Annotated in this window: 11 protein-coding genes; 4 read left to right on the top strand and 7 right to left on the bottom strand. The window is 41.6% G+C overall.

The features are described from left to right. The first annotated feature begins 201 nt into the window (after positions 1 to 201). Complete coding sequence (locus tag B2W36_RS05410; protein ID WP_293886684.1) at positions 202 to 1,017, top strand: helix-turn-helix domain-containing protein; 816 nt, start codon at positions 202 to 204, stop codon at positions 1,015 to 1,017. A 2-nt stretch (positions 1,018 to 1,019) separates the two neighbouring features. Here B2W36_RS05410 and B2W36_RS05405 read toward each other — a convergent pair whose 3' ends face one another. The 6 genes from B2W36_RS05405 to B2W36_RS05380 form a co-directional block, all read right to left on the bottom strand. Continuing rightward, positions 1,020 to 2,147, bottom strand: coding sequence for an MBL fold metallo-hydrolase (locus B2W36_RS05405; RefSeq protein ID WP_293886682.1), 1,128 nt, complete (start codon positions 2,145 to 2,147; stop codon positions 1,020 to 1,022). Between the two features lie 155 nt (positions 2,148 to 2,302). Further along, positions 2,303 to 3,775, bottom strand: a complete 1,473-nt coding sequence (locus tag B2W36_RS05400; RefSeq protein WP_293886680.1) for a redoxin domain-containing protein — start codon at positions 3,773 to 3,775, stop codon at positions 2,303 to 2,305. 23 nt (positions 3,776 to 3,798) lie between these two features. Further along, positions 3,799 to 5,184 (bottom strand): RagB/SusD family nutrient uptake outer membrane protein, encoded by a 1,386-nt coding sequence (locus B2W36_RS05395; protein WP_293886679.1) that lies wholly within the window; start codon positions 5,182 to 5,184, stop codon positions 3,799 to 3,801. An 11-nt stretch (positions 5,185 to 5,195) separates the two neighbouring features. Then, positions 5,196 to 8,546, bottom strand: a complete 3,351-nt coding sequence (locus tag B2W36_RS05390; RefSeq protein ID WP_293886678.1) for a SusC/RagA family TonB-linked outer membrane protein — start codon at positions 8,544 to 8,546, stop codon at positions 5,196 to 5,198. Positions 8,547 to 8,569: 23 nt separating this feature from the next. Further along, entirely contained in the window at positions 8,570 to 9,586 is a 1,017-nt protein-coding gene (locus B2W36_RS05385; protein ID WP_293886676.1) for a FecR family protein, read from the bottom strand. 83 nt (positions 9,587 to 9,669) lie between these two features. Beyond that, positions 9,670 to 10,260, bottom strand: coding sequence for an RNA polymerase sigma factor (locus B2W36_RS05380; protein WP_293886675.1), 591 nt, complete (start codon positions 10,258 to 10,260; stop codon positions 9,670 to 9,672). A gap of 625 nt (positions 10,261 to 10,885) precedes the next feature. Between B2W36_RS05380 and B2W36_RS05375 the strand changes: the two genes are divergently transcribed. Then, a complete protein-coding gene (locus B2W36_RS05375) occupies positions 10,886 to 13,147 on the top strand; it encodes a GH92 family glycosyl hydrolase (protein WP_293886674.1) in 2,262 nt (753 codons plus the stop codon). Positions 13,148 to 13,351: 204 nt separating this feature from the next. Here the strand turns inward: B2W36_RS05375 and B2W36_RS05370 are convergent, their stop codons facing one another. After that, a complete protein-coding gene (locus tag B2W36_RS05370) occupies positions 13,352 to 16,105 on the bottom strand; it encodes a hybrid sensor histidine kinase/response regulator transcription factor (RefSeq protein WP_293886673.1) in 2,754 nt (917 codons plus the stop codon). A gap of 292 nt (positions 16,106 to 16,397) precedes the next feature. Here B2W36_RS05370 and B2W36_RS05365 point away from each other — a divergent pair, with 292 nt between their 5' ends. Both B2W36_RS05365 and B2W36_RS05360 read left to right on the top strand, forming a co-directional pair. Continuing rightward, complete coding sequence (locus tag B2W36_RS05365; RefSeq protein WP_293886672.1) at positions 16,398 to 17,720, top strand: sugar porter family MFS transporter; 1,323 nt, start codon at positions 16,398 to 16,400, stop codon at positions 17,718 to 17,720. 151 nt (positions 17,721 to 17,871) lie between these two features. Further along, positions 17,872 to 18,822 (top strand): carbohydrate kinase family protein, encoded by a 951-nt coding sequence (locus tag B2W36_RS05360; RefSeq protein ID WP_293886670.1) that lies wholly within the window; start codon positions 17,872 to 17,874, stop codon positions 18,820 to 18,822. The last annotated feature ends 71 nt before the right edge of the window (positions 18,823 to 18,893 follow it).

The following is an 18,893-nucleotide window of genomic DNA, read 5'->3' as shown; positions in this document are numbered from 1 at the left end:
CCAGTGGCTCAATCTCTTTGGATGTAGTTTGAATTGGTTAAATATCGAGGTTATTTTTAGGCTTGAGCTTTATAGGATATAAAAATTGAGCTTCTCGGCAATTGTATTCTTTAAAACGTGTTGGATATTTGCTAACTTTAGGCTTGGGCTCCTATTGGATTGGTATGAACCCGTTTATACAGCCAATTTAAAGCAGTAAAAATGAGTATAGCAGACAATGATTTTGGGAATGCTTTTTTGTATTCCTGTTATTTTGAGAAAGTATTTGGTCATGAACAGTTCATTCCCGAACACGTCGTTTTTTTTCAGATTTCCGGAGAAACGCATCTTGACCATCAGAAAGGAAAAATGATCGCTACTGAAGGACAGATCGTTGTCGCCCGCAAAAACCAATTGGCCAAAGCTTTTAAGTATCCCGCTAAAGATGATATCTATAAATCTGTTTCGGTAGTTTTGCAAGCCAATCGGCTGAAGCAGTATGCGATGGATCATCATCTAAGTTCGGATAGAAAGTATGCGGGCGAGTCTAATATTGTACTGGAAAGCAACCTGTTTATCAAAAGTTATTTTGAATCACTGACACCCTATGCAGAGGCAGCAGACCGTGTGAGCCCTCAGATGGAACAGATCAAGATCTATGAATTAATTACTTTACTATTGGAGAGTTATCCGCAGCTTAAGGAGCTCTTGTTTGACTTTTCGGAGCCCCATAAGATAGATCTTGAACAGTTTATGGTTAAAAATTACAGGTACAATGTACCTCTTGAAAACTTTGCCAAGCTGACAGGACGCAGTTTGGCTAGTTTTAAGCGTGATTTTGAAAAGATATTTCAGACATCACCCCGAAAATGGCTACAGGAAAAGCGTCTTTCCGAGGCCTATTATCTAATTGAAAGTAAGCGTCAAAAGCCCGCTGATTTTTATCTTGATCTCGGTTTTGAAAACCTTTCTCATTTTTATGCTTCTTTTAAGGAAAAGTTTGGGATAACGCCAGCCACCATCAATTCAGTCGCTTAGCACTATTTTTTCCACCAATAGCTGGGCGCCGCCTGAACCTGATCAATGCTGATCACCTGACCGATCATTGGAGTTAGCAAGGATTGCTGTTGTTTTGTTGCTTCTATGGAAATGCGCTCCAAGGGTTCGTACCACGCATGATTGGCCAGTACAAACTTGGAGGAATGAACAGGAAATAGTACGGAAGCTTTGAGGTCATGTGCTGCTTGAACAACCTCTTCTGGCATCATGTGGATATGTTTCCAGCTGAGGTCATATTGGCCATTTTCCAGAATAGCCAAGTCGAAAGGTCCCAATTGGTTTCCGATTTCTTTGAAGTGGCTATCGTACCCGCTGTCCCCTCCCAAATAGAGCTTTTTTGTGGGAGTCTGGAGCGAATAGGAGGCCCATAATGTATTGGCCGTAAAGATGCCACGGCCTGAGAAATGTCGTGCTGGAGCGACTGTTACGTGAAAACCGTCCCCCAGGTCTACCTCATCCCACCAATCTCTTTCGATGATCTGTTCAGGGCGATAGCCCCAATATTCAAGGTGAGCACCAACACCAAGACCAACAATGACCTTTCCAACCCGGGGCTGTAATGCCTTTAGCGTTTTATAGTCCATATGATCGTAATGGTCGTGCGATATAAATAGGAAGTCAATCGCTGGTAGGTCCGATACAGTAGATACATCCGTGCCTTTAAAAGCCTTTACACTGCCGGGAATTGGAGAGGCGCTGCCGCTAAATACAGGGTCTACGAGAATGTTTTTGCCATCTACATGTAGCAAGTAGGAGGAGTGGCCAAACCAAACAAGTCCATGAGGCTGCTCGAGTAGTTTCTTCCAGTCGACATGTACTGTGGGTATATTATATTGGGGACTTGTCTCTTTCGAACGCTTAAAAAGATAATCGTATAGCGCTACAGTCCAAGGCTGCGAGAGCATGGGTGTTGGACTCATATTACGAAATTTCCCGTTTTTAAATTGCTTGGATAGCTGTATGCGCTGCAGTCTTTCGCCCGAAGGCCTTTTGCCAAATTGTGGATGCATCATAATGTATAGTCCGATGAAAGCAATGAAAACGGCCAGTCCTAGGATTATTCTTTTCAAAAATCGAAGCCACTTATTGCTGTTGTTTCTTGTTGTCATCTACATGTTTGTATGGCAACAAAGATAGGACTCAAAAGAAGGCTGTTTTTTTGCCGATAGCTCAATTTTATGTGCTGTACGGCTCACATACCGGGGATAGCACCACAATGTTGATTGTAAAGATGTCTGCCCCCGCAGTGGAGGCAGACGTCTTTTCAGCCCTTATAAGGTTTCTTAGCCGCCTCAATAAGTTCTTTCATTTCTAATTTGATATAGTCCACGTTTGGTGTAGATCCTGTTAAAAAGTAACGAATATTGCCTTCTTTGTCGATGATAAATTTTGCCGGAATACCTTTAACACCAAATTTCGCCGCCATTACCTCTCCAGTTTGCGGATCTTTTTGATCATCGTAAAGCACTTCAAACGGATAATTATTTTTAGTGATAAAGGAGACCACATTTTCTTTGTAATTTTTATCGCGTTCCCAGGTATTCATGAACAAAAATTGAACATCTTTATCATTTGCATACGATTCTTGTGCAGCTTTCATTCCCGGAAATGAGCGGACACAGGGTTGACACCAGGTTGCCCAAAAATCTAATACCACCACTTTCCCTTTTAAACTGCTCAACGAGACTTTCTCACCTTTCATATTGAGCAGCTCAAAATCAGGTGCGGGCTTAAAAACTGCCATTTCTTTGATATGGTTACGAATGTTCTGCGTTAATTCCGTTTGCAGGGAAGCGTTAAAACGTTCGTAGCCTTGATCAGAACCGTTCAATTCGGTATACAATTTCTTAAGATCATTTTCGACAGCAAACTGCCCTTTAGCATATAATTTGGTCAGAATATTATAGGCCTCTAGCTTTCTTCCAGTACCCATTAGTGATTTGTAATAGACCATTGCAAGACCATCCGCTTGTTCTGGAGCGACTTTTAAAGCATTCTCTATATAATTGAGTGCTTCGGCATATTTTTTCTGTGCAACGAGGATATTGACATAAGCGGACATGGAGCTCGCATAGCCCATACCTGCAAAACGGGCTTTATTATCTTTTTCATTCTCTGGAAGCGTTAAATAATAATAGCTATCGTCCATGGCAGTTTTTAAGAGCGGTGCCGCAGTTGCCGTGTCGCCCGCACTCAACAAAATTTGTCCCACAGGGATATAGCCGTTTCCGCGCCAGAATCGTTCTTTGAGCTCGCCCAAATAATGTACAGCTTTTTGTGCATTTCCGTCGTTGGCAAAGCTCTGTGCCAAAGTAGCCACTACATAATCATAGGTGAGGGGCTCTTCGCTGAAGTTCTTAACTGGCCACTTTTTTATAAGTTCATTATACGCTTTCTCTTTTGCCAATGGCGTACTGGCAGTGTAAAAAACATTGGTTATAAAGGCATCGCGGGTTAGTGATCCTTTTGGGTATTTTTTCTTTGCCAATTCCTCGACCGATGTTTGAAGATCTTCTTTGCCTAAAGAGCGCAGAATATTGATCGTCGTGCGGTAGTCTTCTTCAGACTTATAAGTCTTTAGCTCGCTCATTAATACATTTGCGAGCGAATCCTTTTGCTCTATTGTCCCTTTTTCTATAATAGGCAGATAGTGTTGGTATTTGTTTTTTGCGGGTTGTTGTGCAAATGCTGCTGTTAGCGCAAGCGCGAAAGCAGCCGTCAAGATTTTTCTTTTCATTATATATATGATTTTTAAGTTCCTTAATTTTCGTATCCTGGATTTTGTGTCAAGCTTCTATTGATTAAAATCTGAGCTTGTGGGATTGGAAATAAGACATCCGTCGCTTGCCAGTTTGATTTGATTGGAGCCAGTACAGCGTTAGCGCGATCGGTGCGTTTGAGATCAAGCCAACGATGGCCAAACTCACCAAAAAATTCATGGAGGCGTTCGGTCTCTATAGCAGACAATAATTGGGTTTGGTTTAAGCTTGTGTTAAGTCCCGCAAGTCCCGCACGACTGCGTACGGCATCTACATCCGTTCTTGCCTCTGTTAATTTTCCGAGCTTGGCCCTCGCTTCCGCACGGATAAGATATTGTTCAGCTAAACGTAGCATAATGTGATATTCGGATCCTGCGCCTGAGGACGCTTTATATTTGGTTATGGCATAATAGGTTTTATTGGATACCGTCTTTGAACTTGTCCAATTGGTCTTTCTTAAATCAGGTGTAGGCAAGGTCTCAAAACTGTTGTATACAGCATCTGGCAGTGTGTATCCCGGTGTCACTGTAGCTGTCGTTATATAATTGGCACCGAATGTGGTCACTCCAGTCTGATTTCCAAGTTGGAGAATAACCTCATTGCTCGAGTTTACAAAGTTTTTATCAGGTGTAGGCATACCGTAGTCAGTTGACTGCAAAACTTTAGTTGCATAAGATTCCGCATTTTGATAATCTTTTTGGTAAAGGTATACTCTGGCCAGTAAAGCGCTGGCGGCAGCCTTATTGGCGCGTCCTCGTGGACTGGCAGTAGCATCATAGGTTGGAGCCATTTTGCTCTCCGCATCTTTAAGATCTGCAATAATCTGATCATAAACTTGCTGTGCGGGCGTCCGTGGAAGTGCGGCGTCTTCAAATGCATGCAGGTCATCGCGCAACTGTAACGGCACATCACCATACAGATTGACGAGATAGAAATAGGCATAAGCTCTAAAAAATTTTGCTTCTCCCAAGAGTTGATCCTTTACACTTGGGGCAAGGGAAGTGGATGCTTCGAGACCGGATATCGCGTTATTCGCATTTTTGATAAGCTGATAGGTATTGTACCAAAAGTTGGCAACATGACCATTTGTATTCAGCAGATTATTACTCGCGAATTCGGAAGTATTGGGGTCGGCCGAATTGTACTGAAGATCGTCGGCTGCCAACCCGGTATAGAAAGTTGAGGTACCGGGAAGATTAATGCTTAATGTTGTGGTATACAACCCCCTGATCACGCTATTTGCAGAAGCATCCGTAGCGAACGCTTCACCCGCTAGCACTTGATTTGGAGGAGCACCCAACTCCACGAATTTTGAACAGGAGCTGACAAGCAGCGTTGCACTGGTGATGGCGGATAAAAATATATTGTTATTGATGTTTAATTTCATGGTTTCTAGTTTTAAAATTGACAGTTAAATCCAAATACAATCGTACGCAATGGTGGCAGTACTTGAGCAATCGTTCCAGTTCCTAAACCCGGAGGCCCACCTTGAACGGTTGTTTCGGTATCCAAAACATATTTGTTTTTGGCCCAGGTAAAGAGGTTTTGACCTTGCATAAAGACATTGCAATTGGACATTTTTAGTTTGGAAGTCCAGCTTTTCGGTAAGTTGTACGATAAATTGACCGACCTTAATTTTAGATAGGAAGCATCCCCATATACAGCATCAGAACTGGTATACTGGTTGTAAGATTTGCTTAATTCAGCCCCATCATTCGATACGCCAGGTATTGTTGGAATAATGGCACCTGGGATGTTTGCGTTGGTGTTCGTTGGTGTCCATCGGTCCAGCCAGTAATCGTTTTGATTGACCAAAGCCCCAGGTCTTGAATTGAGGATTTTGGTTAAGCCAAACCGGTGATTAAATTGAAAGAATACGCCAAGTTCAAAGCCTTTGTAAGAAAAGGTATTGTTAAATCCACCATAGAATGGCGTACCTAAGTCAGCAACATATAGGTCATTAGCAGTCATAGCTCCATCGCCGTCACGATCCTCAAAGATTGCTCTTCCTGTTGCCGGGTCGACACCTTGATAGTGGTACAAACGGATCATATTGAGGGGCTCACCCACCAAGAAACTACTTGCGTAGAAGGTGTTTTCAATTCCAGGAAATTCGACAAGTTTGTTTTTATAAAATGTGAAGTTTGCCGATGTTTTCCATGTAAAATTTTCATTGGTTACATTGGTGGTATTTAGTTCCAATTCCAAACCTGTATTTTGGATCAAAGCGGGTAAGTTTTCTTTGTAACTATTGTAACCTGTTTGGGTGCTCAAAACTAAATCGGTGATTTGGTCGGAAGAGCGATTCCTGAAAAAGTTTCCTGTAAACAAAATTCGATCTTTTAAGAAGCCCAGATCGATTGCAAATTCCAGTTTTTTGGTCGTTTCCCATTTAATGTATTCATTCGGAAGCGATCCCACGTTCATGGAAGGATTGTTAAGGTAGGGCGTTACTGATGAGTATAGCGGGAGGTACAGGTAATTTGAAATCTGGTCGTTACCAGTTGTTCCATAACTTGCCCTCAACTTACCAAAGCTTAAAAATGGCAGGTTATCCTGTACAAAGTCCTCTTTTCCAAAAACCCAACCTAATCCAATTGCGCCGAAATTTCCGAATCTATTTTTAGGGCCGAAGCGAGATGAACCGTCCCTTCTGAAAGTTCCATTAAACAAATATTTCTCTTTCCAGTCGTAATTTACTTTTCCGAATACTGCATTGTACTTATAATAAACAAGGTTGTTACTTGCTGTAAATTGTCCTGCGGCTCCAAGCGAACCTAAAAGAGCATCGTTTGAATAATTGGAACCATTGGTGGTCTGTGAGCGTGATGAGTTCTGTTGAAAGCTTGTTCCGATCAATGCCGTCAATCTACCTTCACCCACATTTTTCACATAATCCAGTGTCGGCTCAATAATCCAATTTTCGGCCTTTGTATTGGAAAAGCTGGAAGCACCAAGCGGGTTAGTGACGGTATTATTTAAGGACGTGATTGGGCGTTGATTATTTTGGTTCAATTGGGTGATGGTGTAACCAAAATTTGCTTTTGCCGTTAACCCTGGTATGATTTTATAACTCAAGTTGGCATTGGAGATCAGGTTATTGGTATTGCCAAAGTATTTCCGTTCGAGCAAGGCGATCGGATTATCAATAAATGTCGTTGATGGTAACCAGTAGTATTTTCCATTGTCGCCATAAATGGGGTAATTCGGTGCCAGATTGTAGAGTGATGTCACATCCGACGAAGGCATATCCGAATTATCATTGGCATAGCTAACCGATAAAGCGGCATTAAACTTTTTATCGGAAGAGGTGTGATCCAAATTTAGGCGGGAGGAAAAGCGGCTATTTTTACTGTCTCCATAAAATACGGTACTTTCGCGTCTATATCCCGAGTTGAAGAAAAACCGTGTGGACTCGTTTCCGCCAGACATATTCGCTTGAACGTCGGTGATATGGCCTTTATTTCCAATCAGCATTTTCTGCCAATCCGTCGATTTGTTTTGATCCCATAACATAAGATCTGGCGCATTGTCGGCAGTAGGTGTCACGCCAGCATTGGCGAAAGCCTCTTTTCTTAAGGTCAGATATTGTTCTAAGTTTAACATGGGGATAAAGCGGTTGACCTCAGTAAATCCAGTATTGAAGTTGACACCAATACGGGTGCGGCCTGCAGAACCCTTTTTTGTCGTAATCAAGACCACACCATTGGCGCCCCGACTACCGTAGATCGCGGTGGCATCTGCATCTTTCAGCACATCGATTCGCTCGATATCCGCCGGGTTAATCATACTGAACGGACTTAATCCCCCCGAAGAAGCTGATATCCCAAAGGAATTGAGGTTATCCGTAGCAGGTTGTCCGCCGTTAAAGTTGGTAAATGGAACCCCGTCAATAACGTACAGCGGAATGGATCCAGAGGTCGTACCGTTTAATGAAGCCTGATTTCTGATTTGAATCTGAACGGCACTTCCGGGTATACCGTTGTTTTGAGCGATTAATACCCCGGACAATCTTCCGGATAGGGCAGCCAGTGGATTACTTACCGGTTGCGAAGTAATATCTTTCGCTGTGATTGAGGCGACCGAGCCGGTATTCAGTCGGCGTGTTGTTGTGCCATAGCCAATTACAACGACTTCTTCCAAACTACCTTCTTCAGGCTTAAGTTTGATGGGTGTAGGACTCGCAATAAGCTGTTTTGCTGGAATTTCGACCTTTTGATACCCTATAAAAGAAAAAGTAATAATAACGTCGTCATTCGGAATACGCAGTCCCCATTGTCCATTAACATCGGTCGCTGTACTCGTTTGGATGGTGCGGTATTCTGCTTTTTGCCAGTCTTTAATGATCACAGAGACACCTGCTAATGGCGTTCCATTTTCGTTGACTACCTGTCCTGCTATTTGTCGTTGATTTTGTTGTTTTTCTTTTACAGCGATAATATTGTTGTCCAATAGTTCCCATGTTAAGTTGCTTCCGGCAAGCGATTGGGAAAGAATATCTTTCACACTGATTTTCTTTCCAACAATATTGACCTTGGCGTCAGGTAAGATCGATTTGCTAAAGAACATTTTGTATTTGCTCTTCGCGTTGATGGTTTGAAAAACATCTTCAAGCTTTCCGCCCTGGATGGAAACATCGATTTTTTCAGTTTGAGAATAGGCAAAGCTTTGTACATGCAGGGTGCTTAGGCAAACAAGCAGTAGCGCTAATCGCGACTCTTTTCTAAATTTGGGTTTTGTTTTGATCATGTGAGTTATATAGGTTGATATTTTTAAAATAGTTCTAATTGATTTTTCCCCGTTTTCTTAATTTGAAAGTAGTTGACAGTTTGTAATGCTTTAAGAATATTTTCGAGTTGTTCGTTTTCGAATGTCGCTGAGTAGCGTTTGCTGGCAATTGCTTGATTTGTAATTTTAATCTCCACCCCGTACATGCGTTCTAGTTTCAATGCGATATCAAGTAATCTTTCATCTTGGATTGTCATACGGTTTAATAACCATTCAGTTTCTAGAGCAGACCCATCATTTTCAGCAATAGCGAATGGCTGGATAGCTATGGAGATAGGAGTCGCTACAGATTTATGGACGCTGGAGGAAGATGCCTCTCTGGATTCAGCTGTTTTTGTGATAACAAATTTTTGTTTAGGTTTTAAAATGAATTTCCGGGCGTTGGCTCCTGTTTTCCAAATCGATACCTTACCACGCACTAAAGCTGTTTCGGCATCATTTTCTTCCGCATAATCACGTACATTGAAGGCAGTCCCCAAGACACTGATTTCCATTCTCGGTGTATGAATAAGGAAAGGTTTAGCAGGATCTTTTGTGACATCGAAAAATGCTTCCCCGATTAAAGTCACTTCGCGTGTGCTTGAGTCTTTGAATGAAGTAGGATATATTATTTTGCTTGAAGCATTGAGTGTAACTTTTGTTCCATCTTGTAATACAATTTGACGCTGTTGTCCATTCGATAGGGTGACCTCTTGATTGTTGGGCGTTTTTGTTTTGTATAAATATACACCAGCAAATGCAATACACAAGACGGCAGCGGCGGCGGCAATTTGAGATAAACTGAAAGAGCGTTTCTTTCTAACCGGTAATCTAGCCATGATACCGCTATGAATACGATTTTTTAAGGCGTGCTGCACTTCTTCAGGAAGTGTTTTGAGAAGACTCGGCCGTGATGAGAATGAATCGAAAAAGCGCTCTACGGTGTCGATCTCTTGCGAATTGGCTTCGCCCTTTAAGTATTTGTCAATGAGCTTTTCAAGCTCTTGGTTAGGATATTGCATAAGATGAGTACAATGTTCACTACAATAGTGTCCCTGAGGGGGTAATATGTACTAGTGCAAATCTTGGTTTGTTTGTAAATTGCTTATTTACAGTTGAATAAAATTAAAAGAAGTGTCAGAAAATGCTGCATAACAAGTTTCTTTAGTTTGTGTATTGACACACCGAGATGATTTTGGACTGTATTTTGGGAGGTTTCCGTTAGATCGCTGATTTCTTTTGTGGTGAGTCCGTCGAGATACCGCATTTTAAAGATTTCTTTTCTTTTTTGCGGAAGATTGGCTACCCATTGTTCAATCAAAGATTTTAGATCCTTTTCGTCGTACAGGTCTCCCTCGGTACCATCTTGTCTTTGGTAGTATGAGGGATTTTCTTCAATAAGTACTGTTCTTCGTCTATTTTTTTTATATGTTTCGAAGACTTTGTATTTCATGCAGGTGAAAAGGTAGGCTTCCACATTGTGGATTTCTCTATTAGAGCAGTGTTTCCAAAGGTCGATAAATATGTCTTGTACAATTTCCTCACAGGAAGCTAGGTCTTCAAGCCTTTTATACGATTCATCTAACAGTACTGACCAATACTTATGATATAAAATGTTGAAAGCCGCTAAATCGCCTTCTCTCAGCCCAATCAATAGGCTTTCGTCATTGTGAGATGCATATTTATCGTTTTTCATGACATTTGAAGTGTGAAGCTGAGTTCCTCCAAGCCACAGCTTTTAAAGGAACTTACTTTTTTCAATTATACTGATTTAATTATATAAGGACAAGCTGTATCGGTATTTTTTACTTAGTTATAATCAATGTAGTGACCATTAGTTTGGAGTGATTTGACGCCTTTAATACACCTTAGCGATCATATTTTTTTGATTAGCACAAAAAAGCCGCCTTTTTAAGTTTTTATCCGTGACATCAACAATGACGGTTAAAACAACTGACATGTTTAGGAGGGTTTATATTCATAACAAATTGGTCTTTAGTTTGTATTGATATCAAAATTAGGTTGAATAAAACTAAAATAAAATTCACTTTCAATTTTTCGAATAAATTATTAAATAAGCATTTATTTGTATCGGTTGGCTGAATTTTACATAGTTTATTCAATAGATTACAATAAAAATTCTGTTTTGATACCCACCTTTCAGATTTAAAATCTTACAAAATTTCAAAGGTCAAGATACGCGCTTGTTATTAGGTCTTAAATAATCGCTGAAGCGGAGATGCTATGTTAGCAAAAAACAATTAACTTTATGGGCGGAACACTGTTTTGCTCTTAAACCATCAAATATTCAATTGTTTAAAATGTTAACGAAAAATATAAAACGTAAAACCAATACCTTGTTACGTACAATATGTTGCTGTTCTTTTCTTTCGTTCAGTATGCTAAAAGGTTTTTCTCAAGGTAAAATGACGAAAGACTATGTGGACTATGTCAATCCATACATGGGAAATATCAGCCATTTATTGGTGCCGACCTATCCGACCATTCATCTGCCTAACAGCCTGCTGCGTATTTATCCCGAGCGAGGAGACTATACGTCAGACCGCCTATATGGTTTGCCGCTGATCGTCACCAGCCATCGTGGTAAATCGGCTTTCAACCTCAGTGCAATGGTTAAATTGCCGGATAGTTTGAAACCGGTACAATTGTACAGTTACGATCAAGAGGAAATCCATCCGTATGCCTATTCCGTGTTCTTGGATCAAGAGCAAATTCAGGTAGACTATGCGCTGTCGCACCAGTCTGGACTTTATACCTTTACTTTTCCCTACACCTCGACAAAATACCTTCAGTTCAACTCGCAGCAGGGAAAACTTCAATGGGATGGCGAGGGACTTTCGGGTACACAGGATATTGGAAATGGTACCCGTGTGTATATTTATGCTATTCCCGAGTCCAATCCTGTTGCGGTGAAGCGACTGCAGGGCCAACAACTTGAAAATGCAACAGAAGCTGCCGGTAAGAATTCGTGTGTGATATTGGAATTTAGTCAGGCCGGCACTAGCTTGCGCATGAAATATGGTGTTTCATTTATTGATGTCGCACAAGCAAAAGCCAATCTAAAGCGTGAAATCAGCGATTTTGATCAGCAGAAGCTTGCTGATAAAGGGCGTAAAATATGGAACGATGCCTTAGGTAAAATTGCTGTGGAAGACGGCAATGAATCCAATAAGCATGTGTTTTATACGTCTTTATACCGCAGCTACGAACGCCCTGTCAATATTTCTGAAGATGGTCGTTATTACAGTGCGTTTGACGGGAAGGTACATCAGGATGAGGGCAAACCTTTTTTTACCGATGACTGGATTTGGGACTCGTATCGGGCACATCATCCTTTGCGAGTATTATTGGATCCGGGCACAGAATCCATGATCCTGCATTCTTTTGTCCGAATGTCGGAGCAAATGGAACAGCCTTGGTTGCCCACTTTTCCTGAGATTACGGGCGATAGTAGGCGGATGAATTCCAATCATGGCGTAGCCACTTTGTTGGACGCTTACCGCAAAGGAGTGCGTAATTTTGATATTAAGAAAGCTTATCTGGCTGCTAAAGGTGCGATTACCGAAAAAACATTGGCCCCCTGGTCGGGTAAGCCCGCAGGTAAATTAGACCATTTTTTTAAAGAGAAAGGATATATCCCGGCGTTGTACCCGGGTGAAAAAGAGACCATACCAGAAGTAAACGGTTTTGAACGGAGACAGCCTGTCGCTGTCACCTTGGGAACCTCTTACGACTTATGGTGTTTGGCACAGCTTGCTCAAGAATTGGGTATACAGGATGACTATGAGCTTTTTATGAAACAGTCTTTCAACTATAGAAATCTTTTCAATGAGCAGACCAAGTTTTTTCATCCTAAAGATGACAAGGGAAATTTTATCATGCCTTTTGACTATGTATTTTCTGGCGGACAGGGAGCACGGGAATATTACGGTGAAAACAATGCCTGGATCTACCGCTGGGATGTGCAGCATAATATTCCAGATCTGATCAAACTGATGGGTGGGAACGAATCTTTTGTCAAGTACCTTGATGAGATGTTCCAGCAGCCTTTGGGGCGTTCAAAGTTTGACTTTTATGCACAGCTTCCAGATCACACGGGAAATGTCGGACAATTTTCCATGGCAAACGAGCCGGCTTTGCATATTCCTTATCTCTATAATTATGCCGGACAACCTTGGATGACACAGAAAAGGATCCGCAAGCTTATCGGTGAATGGTTTAGAAACGATTTAATGGGGGTACCGGGAGATGAAGACGGTGGTGGAATGTCAGCTTTTGTCGTCTTTTCGCAAATGGGCTTCTATCCGGTTACGCCAGGTTTGACGTCCTACAGCATTGGATCTCCATTTTTCCAGAAGGTCAGCATACAGCTTCCAAATGGTAAGTCTTTTGTTATTATCGGCAAAAATGCATCAGCAAGAAACAAATACATTCAGTCGGCCAAATTGAATGGAAAAGAGCTGAATGTTGCGAAGTTGAGCCATTCGGACCTATTGAAAGGAGGCTCATTGGAGATAGTGATGGGAGATAAAGCAAATCGAAATTGGGGAATAGCAGAGTAACACTGTTTTTTTCTAAATCTATATTTTAGAAATAAGCAAGCAAGCAAGCAAGCAAGCAAGCAAGCAAGCAAACAAGCAAGCAAGCAAGCAAACAAGTAGGCAATATGTTAAACAATGATACGAAACTTTTAGACTGAAAGTCAAACGCGTTTATTATATGAAAAGCAACTGGATCGTTGTTGTACGTTTCTACGCAATGATTTGCTATTTTTTGTCGAGTTCTTTTTTGAAAGCGCTTGGGGATTGACCATATTTCCTTTTAAAGGCCGAAGCGAAATAAGATGCCGAGGAAAAGCCGACACTGCTAAATATTTCGTTTATGGTTAGCCCCTCAGCGATTAGGCTCTTCGCTTTCTTCAATCTTCGCTCAATAATATATTCATTGACACTGCAGTCGAGTAAATGTTTGACTTTGCGGTAGAGCTGCACGCGGGATAGATGGAGGTCGCCGGCAATACCGTCGACACTCAGTCGCTGGTCTGATAGCTTGGATTCGACAATCGCAGCTAAGTTATTCAGAAAGCGTTTGTCGTTATCATTGACTTGCTCAGCTTGTGCGTTATCAAACTGTTCCACATTGCTGCTGTATTTTTCTTTAAGCTGATGACGTGACTGGAGGATGTTTGAAATGCGTATCCGAAGTAATTCAGCATGGAATGGTTTAGTAATATAGTCATCGGCCATCAATTTATTTCCCTCCATCATAGTTTCCTCATTGGCAAGTGCACTCAGTAAAATAACGGGAATATGTGCGGTCTGATAAAATGCTTTGATATCTTTTAGAATATCCATACCGCTACCATCAGGAAGCATGATATCCGTAATGACTAAATCTGGAAAATGAGTCTTCATCATGTTATTGGCTTGTTGGACATCTTTTGCTAGAAACAGATTGTATTCCCCCTCCAATAGCGAACGAAGATAATCTCTGATTTCATCATCGTCTTCGACCACCATAATGCTTTTTGACGTGTTGGACCGAAAAGAAAGATTGTTGTCTTTCACCGTTCGTGTAGTGTCCAGTATATCCTGTTGCTGCATCGGTGACTTTTCTGCGTTATCGAATTTAACGAGTTCGGCAGGTTCATAATGATTATTTCCAATGGGCAAGCGAAGGGTAAAGATTGAGCCGTGACCAGTTTTGCTGCTAACCGTGATTTGGCCATGATGCAGTTCGACAATCTGTTTGCTGTAGGCCAGGCCGATTCCGGAACCATCACGACTACTTGCGCCCTGATAAAAAGGATCAAAAATATGCTCAATATCGCTAGGGGCAATCCCCAACCCATTATCCATCACGCGTAGATAGAAATAGTCCTTAAAATTGTTTTCCTCCAATATAATTTCGATTCGGCCGCTCGCCGCCGTGTGTTTTATCGCGTTGGATAATAGATTGGATAAGACTTGTTCCATCAGGTATTCGTCCATCCAGACTTCTTTCAAGCGCGTTTTATTGACATAACTGATCGAGATCCTATTTTTCTTAAATAGCGGTCTGAAACTAGCTATTATCTGTTGAATAAAAGTGTCAATCTGAACAAGGCCAGCATGCAGTTTAATCTTCGATTTACTGATACGGTGGATATCAATGAGGTCGCTGACCAAACGTTGTAGTTTTTTTGCATTTCGCCTAATGCGTGACAATTGTTCTTTTACCCCTTCGGTCAGATCTGTCCGTAGTTGAAGGTCTTCGATAGGTGCAATGATTAGCGTCAGTGGAGTTTTGAATTCATGCGAGATATTGGTGAAGAAATTATTTTTGATTTCTGCCGCTTGCTGAATTTGACTGTTCATTTCGACGATCTGTTTTTGTTGCGCAAGAATCTCGCTATTCTGGATTTCCAGATGTTTGTTCTTTTCCCAGTTGCTTCTGATCACGATAATAGAAATTCCCCCAAAGACAACAGCTAGCACCAAGCTAACGACCAATACATTAAGAACGGACTTTTGGCTTTGGTAAATTTTATTCTGTTCCGTAATGAACTCCTGTCTTTTGTCAATATCGAGCTGCTGTTGTTTTATTTTATCCGACTGCAGGGCAAGCAACTCCGCGTTGGTTTTATCGATGACAGAGGTTGCGAGTATATTCTCGCGTCGGTAGTTTTGGTGGTTGATGATAGCCAAGGCCGTTCGAATGGCTTCGGCTCCGCCAGTGGGGTAGAGTATAGAAGCGAACATTTTGCCCTGTATGATCTGTTCAAGGCCATTTCCGGGACCAGGAAGGGCATCAACACCGATTATCTTAATGTCCTTTTTGATCTGGGCTTCGTCCAATGCTTTTTTTACCCCCATGGCCATCTGATCATTGAAGGTGAAGATGATATCACTCTGGATCATTTGGTCTATATGCTTACGCGTTTCCAAATAAGCTTTGTTTTTTTCCCATCCGCCGTGAATGATTCCGCTCGTTCGAATCCCTTTAGCATCTCCAATTTGCTGCATAAAGCCTTTTTCACGTTCTATGGAGGCGGATGTACCCGATAATCCAGTAACCAGGCCGATCGAACCATTGTTTTGTAAAATGGTGCGGCTATACTGGCCCGCCAGTTTTCCTATGGCAAGATTGTCTGCCCCCACATAGGCATTATATTGGCCTGAGGATGTCTTACGGTCAGTTACGATGACGGGTATATTGCGTTGAAATACCGAATCTACTATAGGGGTAAGGGGCTCGGCCTCATTTGGCGATACAATCAGAAGATCGATATCCTGTTTGACTAATTCCCGAATTTGATTAATCTGGACATTATTGTCGCCATGGGCATCTCGATAAAGAAAGTCAATATCAGGATTGAAGGAAAGTTCCCTTTTCATTTCTTCGAGCATGGTTTGTCGCCAGGCATCATTTCCGATACACTGTGAAAAAGCAATAATCCGCTTTTTCTTCTGGATCATTGGTTGACATCCACAAAAAAGAAGCAGGATCAATATGCCACCATAAATGAAATATTTTCCCATGATTTTTTTCCCTTCAATATCCGAATATACATTATTTAGTTTTTTTAGGCTAACCCCGTCTTTGTTAGTGTATTCTTTACACTGATATGGAAACTTTCAAAAATGTATCATTTTCTAAATTTTCTGTTTAAAAAGTGAAAGTTTTAAAAAGTAACGATAGGGTAAGGTTCAGGTTTTCAGTGTTTTAACGTTTTTTAAAAAATGTTACATAAATAAATGTTTTTGCGAGGCTCAAATTTAAGTTAAGATGAAACCAGGGTTAAATTTGGATTAATCAATTATAGATCATCACATGAACAAAAACACGGTACTAGCTTGGTCCTTTGTAGTGGCTTTAGGCGGATTTTTATTTGGATTTGATACGGCGGTTATTTCAGGAGCAGAAAAGGCCGTGCAGGAACACTGGCATTTAAGTGAGTTTCAGCATGGATTGACCATGGCCATTGCATTGATCGGAACGGTTGTCGGCGCAGCATTAGGTGCATTGCCTTCTGATAAATTGGGCCGCAAAAACACCCTATTTGCTGTTGCTGCTCTTTACTTTATTTCAGCGATTGGCAGCGCGCTGGCAAATGACTGGACAATATTTATTCTATTCCGTTTTCTGGGCGGTATAGGTGTTGGTGTTTCTTCAGTAACTGCACCCATTTATATATCGGAAATCTCCCCGGCAGCATCCCGGGGTAAGTTGGTTGGGCTTTTTCAGTTTAATGTTGTATTGGGCATTTTGATTGCCTATCTGTCCAACTATTTTATTGGTCAGGTTGGCGAAGAATCCTGGCGCTGGATGCTGGGGGTGCAGTGTTTTCCGTCGTTGTTATTTTTCTGTCTGATTTTCCTCGTCCCGGAAAGTCCAAGATGGTTGCTCCTCCACCGGGGGAATTTAGCTGAAGCAACACGGATTATGAAAAAAATTAATTCGGATGGTTACGAGCTTGAGATTTCAAAAATTCAGGAGTCTAAAAACAATTCCAGAGGAGAAGGCAAGCTCTTCGTTCGCGAAAATGCCAAACCTATTTTATTGGCTTTTTGTTTTGCGCTGTTCAATCAAGTTTCAGGTATCAACGCCATTATATATTATGCGCCCCGTGTATTTGAAATGGCAGGCTTGGGATCACAAAGTTCATTGCTTTCGACAGTGGGTATAGGGGTTGTCAATTTTATTTTTACGTTGCTGGCGATTAATTTTATCGATAAGGTTGGCAGAAGAAAGTTAATGTTGGTAGGCTCGATCGGCCTGATTATTTCATTGGCACTTGTTTCCCATGCTTTTTATACCAACCAGACCACGGGGTTTGCGATCACCATCTATCTGATGAGTTTTATTGCCTTTTTCGCATTCTCGCAAGGTGCGGTGATCTGGGTGTTTATTTCGGAAATTTTTCCGAACGATGTACGTGCCAAAGGACAGACATTTGGCAGCCTGACCCATTGGGTCATGGCGGCAATTATCACGTTTTGTTTTCCTGCCTTGACAGAAATGCTCGGCGGCGGCGGTACCTTCTTGATCTTCGCCCTATTTATGGTGCTGCAACTTGTTTATGTGCTCAAGTTTATGCCGGAGACAAAAGGGAAATCATTGGAAGATCTCGGACATACCATCAATCTACATTAGTCTTTAGCTGGATTAGGCTGATGGGCGAGTGACAATGTGATAACGAGTCGTGTGTGTCTATTGTCAACATTGAACGTAAAGGGAACTAAAATAATCAATTTGTTACGTGGTTTTGGCACTCAGCCAAAGCTTTGTATAGAAAGGAGAAAATATGAAAAATGGAGATAAATCAATACAGGGGATTTGTTTTGGCGAGGTTCTTTGGGATAATCTTCCTACAGGTAAAAAATTAGGCGGTGCACCTTTGAATGTGGCTTATCACCTCAATAAACTGGGTGTTACTACGCGTATGCTAACACGTATAGGGCGTGATGAAAATGGTTATGAACTACGGAAGGTATGTGAGGATCTGGGTATCCCGACCGATTTCTTCCAGTACGATGAGTTGTTGCCGACCTCAACCGTAGAGGTTTCGATCGATGCCAAACGTGACGTGCATTACGATATCGTTTATCCGGTTGCTTGGGATAGAATAGCGGTGGACAATGTTGTTCTGGATGCTGTTGCCACGGTGGACTTTTTGGTATATGGCAGTCTGGCCTGTCGGGATGAAGTAAGCTTTCAAAGCTTACTGTTATTGCTTGAAAAGGCCCGCTTTCGGGTGATGGATGTCAACCTGCGTACACCTTATTTTGGTCCGGAAAAAATACATACACTGTTGGCATATGCTGATTTTGTGAAAATGAATGCCGAGGAGCTGCATATTATTTCCGAATGGAATGGCGCTACGGAAGCCTATACCGATCAACAGCGTGTAGACTTGATCATGGCGCGTTTTGCAATTCAGGAGGCAATTGTAACCTATGGTGCAGATGGAGCGGTGTATCATTATAAAAAAGATAATATCAGTTATCATTTTCCAGCCTTGAAAGTTCAGGTAGAAGATACCATCGGAAGTGGTGATTCGTTTTTGGCAGCTTTCTTAACAAAGAGGTTTCAGATGCAGGAAGGTGTCCAGCTGGAGGAAGTATTGGAATTTGCAGCGACCCTGAGTGGGTTTGTGACACAGAGCCGGGGGGCTTGTCCTGAATATAACGATGAGGTCATCAATCGATTTCAATGGTTGCATCCGATCTTCAATGGATGTCAGAAGCAACAGTAAGTATACTGCTTCTTTAAGAAGCAGTATACACGCTATCATAGTAAAATAATCAATCTAAATAATTAACCATT

Source organism: Sphingobacterium sp. UBA3549 (genome assembly GCF_002376635.1).
Lineage (GTDB): Bacteria > Bacteroidota > Bacteroidia > Sphingobacteriales > Sphingobacteriaceae > Sphingobacterium.
The sequence above is the reverse complement of the archived record's forward strand: the minus strand, read 5'-3'. Positions and strand labels throughout refer to the sequence as shown.

Excerpts from the sequence above, each read along its gene's own strand:
- B2W36_RS05410 (WP_293886684.1), top strand. The coding sequence starts at position 202 with ATGAGTATAGCAGACAATGATTTTGGGAATGCTTTTTTGTATTCCTGT.
- B2W36_RS05405 (WP_293886682.1), bottom strand. The coding sequence starts at position 2,147 with ATGACAACAAGAAACAACAGCAATAAGTGGCTTCGATTTTTGAAAAGA.
- B2W36_RS05400 (WP_293886680.1), bottom strand. The coding sequence starts at position 3,775 with ATGAAAAGAAAAATCTTGACGGCTGCTTTCGCGCTTGCGCTAACAGCA.
- B2W36_RS05395 (WP_293886679.1), bottom strand. The coding sequence starts at position 5,184 with ATGAAATTAAACATCAATAACAATATATTTTTATCCGCCATCACCAGT.
- B2W36_RS05390 (WP_293886678.1), bottom strand. The coding sequence starts at position 8,546 with ATGATCAAAACAAAACCCAAATTTAGAAAAGAGTCGCGATTAGCGCTA.
- B2W36_RS05385 (WP_293886676.1), bottom strand. The coding sequence starts at position 9,586 with ATGCAATATCCTAACCAAGAGCTTGAAAAGCTCATTGACAAATACTTA.
- B2W36_RS05380 (WP_293886675.1), bottom strand. The coding sequence starts at position 10,260 with ATGAAAAACGATAAATATGCATCTCACAATGACGAAAGCCTATTGATT.
- B2W36_RS05375 (WP_293886674.1), top strand. The coding sequence starts at position 10,886 with ATGTTAACGAAAAATATAAAACGTAAAACCAATACCTTGTTACGTACA.
- B2W36_RS05370 (WP_293886673.1), bottom strand. The coding sequence starts at position 16,105 with ATGGGAAAATATTTCATTTATGGTGGCATATTGATCCTGCTTCTTTTT.
- B2W36_RS05365 (WP_293886672.1), top strand. The coding sequence starts at position 16,398 with ATGAACAAAAACACGGTACTAGCTTGGTCCTTTGTAGTGGCTTTAGGC.
- B2W36_RS05360 (WP_293886670.1), top strand. The coding sequence starts at position 17,872 with ATGAAAAATGGAGATAAATCAATACAGGGGATTTGTTTTGGCGAGGTT.